This is a genomic window from Faecalicoccus sp., from assembly GCF_036552745.1.
Lineage (GTDB): Bacteria > Bacillota_I > Bacilli_A > Erysipelotrichales > Erysipelotrichaceae > Faecalicoccus.
Window position 1 is genome coordinate 1 of record NZ_JAXKBY010000063.1, and the last position, 2,379, is coordinate 2,379.

At 35.8% G+C, this 2,379-nt stretch carries 3 protein-coding genes; all 3 read left to right on the top strand.

The window, feature by feature from the left end:
• Positions 1–358: regulatory iron-sulfur-containing complex subunit RicT (gene ricT / locus U0M88_RS03095; protein WP_331868873.1), on the top strand; the 358-nt coding region annotated here is incomplete at its 5' end.
• Positions 327–1,175, top strand: a complete 849-nt coding sequence (gene rsmI / locus U0M88_RS03100; RefSeq protein ID WP_331868874.1) for a 16S rRNA (cytidine(1402)-2'-O)-methyltransferase — start codon at positions 327–329, stop codon at positions 1,173–1,175. The genes ricT and rsmI, both read left to right, overlap by 32 nt.
• 293 nt (positions 1,176–1,468) lie before the next feature.
• A complete protein-coding gene (locus tag U0M88_RS03105; RefSeq protein ID WP_279070132.1) occupies positions 1,469–2,185 on the top strand; it encodes a helix-turn-helix transcriptional regulator in 717 nt (238 codons plus the stop codon).
• Positions 2,186–2,379 lie beyond the last annotated feature (194 nt).

Consider the following 2,379-nt stretch of genomic DNA (forward strand, 5'->3'; position numbering starts at 1 on the left):
CTGTGGAATGGAAACTTGTTGTTCGCGATTCCTTACCGATTTTGAAGCAATTTCCATCAATATGGCTAAAAACCAGCTTTTGGCTTTAAATATTCAAAAGCTGAGTGGGCAGTGCGGAAAACTGATGTGCTGTCTGCGCTATGAAAATGATGAATATACAAAGCTGCGAGAAGGCTTGCCAAAAATCAATTCACAGATTACTTTTGAAGATACTCGTTACCGCATTACTTCAATGAATGTTCTTCAAAGACAGGCAAAGTTAGAAAATAAAGAAGAAGTTCGTTTTGTTTCTTTTGATGAGCTTTGGCCAGATAGGAAAAAGAAAAATGAAAAGGCAAAAAAGCTTCCAAAACAATAATTCAACTTTGTATTTAGTGCCAACACCGATTGGAAATCTGCAGGAAATGACACCAAGAGCATTAGATGTGTTAAAGCAGGTAGATGTGATTGCGGCAGAAGATACTCGCAATACAAAAAAGCTTTGTATGGCATATCAGATTCAAAAGCCTCTGATTTCTCATCATGAACACAATCAAGCTACCAGCATTCCGGAAATTCTGAGTTTGTTAGAGCAGGGAAAACAGGTAGCTGTCGTCAGTGATGCGGGTTATCCGTTAGTTTCAGATCCGGGGCAGAGACTGGTAAAAGAAGCGATTGAAAACGATTTTAATGTAGTTTCTTTATCCGGTGCCAATGCGGCCACCAATGCTTTGGTAGCCAGTGGTTTATCGACAGAACATTATTTGTTTTATGGCTTTCTTGACAATAAGAGCAGTCGGCGAAAGAAACAACTGGATGAACTCAAGGATTTTCCATATACGATGATTTTCTATGAAGCGCCTCATCGAATTGAGGATATGTTACAGGATTGTTTAGAAGTATTAGGCAATCGAAATATCGTCTTAGCGCGTGAGCTGACGAAAGTGTATGAGGAATATATACGAGGAACGATAGAAGAGGTTTTAGAAATCGTATCTTCTTTAAAAGGTGAAATGGTGGTCTTAATCGAAGGAAAGAGACAAGAAACAAAAATCTTTGATATGAAAGCGGCACTCAAACAAGTACAAGCTTTAGTGGATGAAGGAATGAAAACCAAAGAAGCTATCAAACGGGTAGCACAGGAAATGAACGGTTCTAAAAATGAACTGTATGAAGCGTATCATAAACAATCTTGATCTTGCGAAAGCAGGATCCTTTTTGTATAAGGGATGGAAAAATGCAATTTTCGGGGTTAAAAAGGGGTGGAAAGATGCAAATTTTAGGGCTGAAATAGGGTGGAAAAATGCAAGAAGATTACAGTTTTATTTCGAATTTATCAAAAATCCAATAAAATGAGCTGCATAACTCAATATTCTATACATGTATAGGGAAGAAATAATTAAGATCATTGAATAAAGGGATGTTAAAGAATCTTTGCGTGACAAATTGATATGAGTTTACCATACTGTAATTGAAGGAAGGTGATCTTATGTCAAATCTTTCTCAAAATATCCGTAAATATAGAGAACAGATGTCTATGTCACAAGAAGAACTAGCACAAAAGCTCTATGTGACAAGACAGACCATATCTAACTATGAAAACGGAAAAACAGAACCGGACTTAGATAGAATTGAAGAAATGGCTGTACTGTTTGATGTGGATGTTCAGGAACTTCTACAAACAAAAAATAAGTATCTATTTCCCAAAAAGAAATTTATTCTATTGATTTTATTAGCTGCTGTTTTGGTAATTTGGATGATTATTGTATCTCATGACATAGATCAGATGAGAAAATATTATACGGTGCCATGGTCATTCTTAATTCTATGTCCGTTTGTGGCTTCTGTCTTATTATCCGGTATTGGTTATCTGATTGGTGATGTATTGAGGGAAAGTGGGCTGTTGAAACGTGTATCAATGCCTTTATGGGTACATCGAATATCTGTAATTTTGACGAGTTTCATTTGTATTGGACTGATTATTTCTCTATTGATGTATAGTTTTCACCATGTGTTTTATATCGAACTTCAAATACAAAATACAAATCAATGGATATCGCAGGGGTTTGCGTTTTGGAATCAGGTGCGCGCAAATATCATGGTGATGTTTAGTTTTCATCCTTTATTATATGGCATTTTTCCGATATTGGGATTCATATGTTCCTACAGTAAGAAAGTTGTTTCTAAAAAAAGAAATGAAACTTAAATTTTAAAATTTATTATGAATACCCACCTAATACCCCTAAACAGATTGTAAATCTCTGGTATGGGCATACAGATCTATGGAAGAACGAATCATCTTTCGAGTAGCTATGTTTGACTGACGAATGTATGTGCTTATCCTTTCCAAAAAAGATCCATTCTTTCTATGATTAAAACGCCATTCATATTCTGCATAGC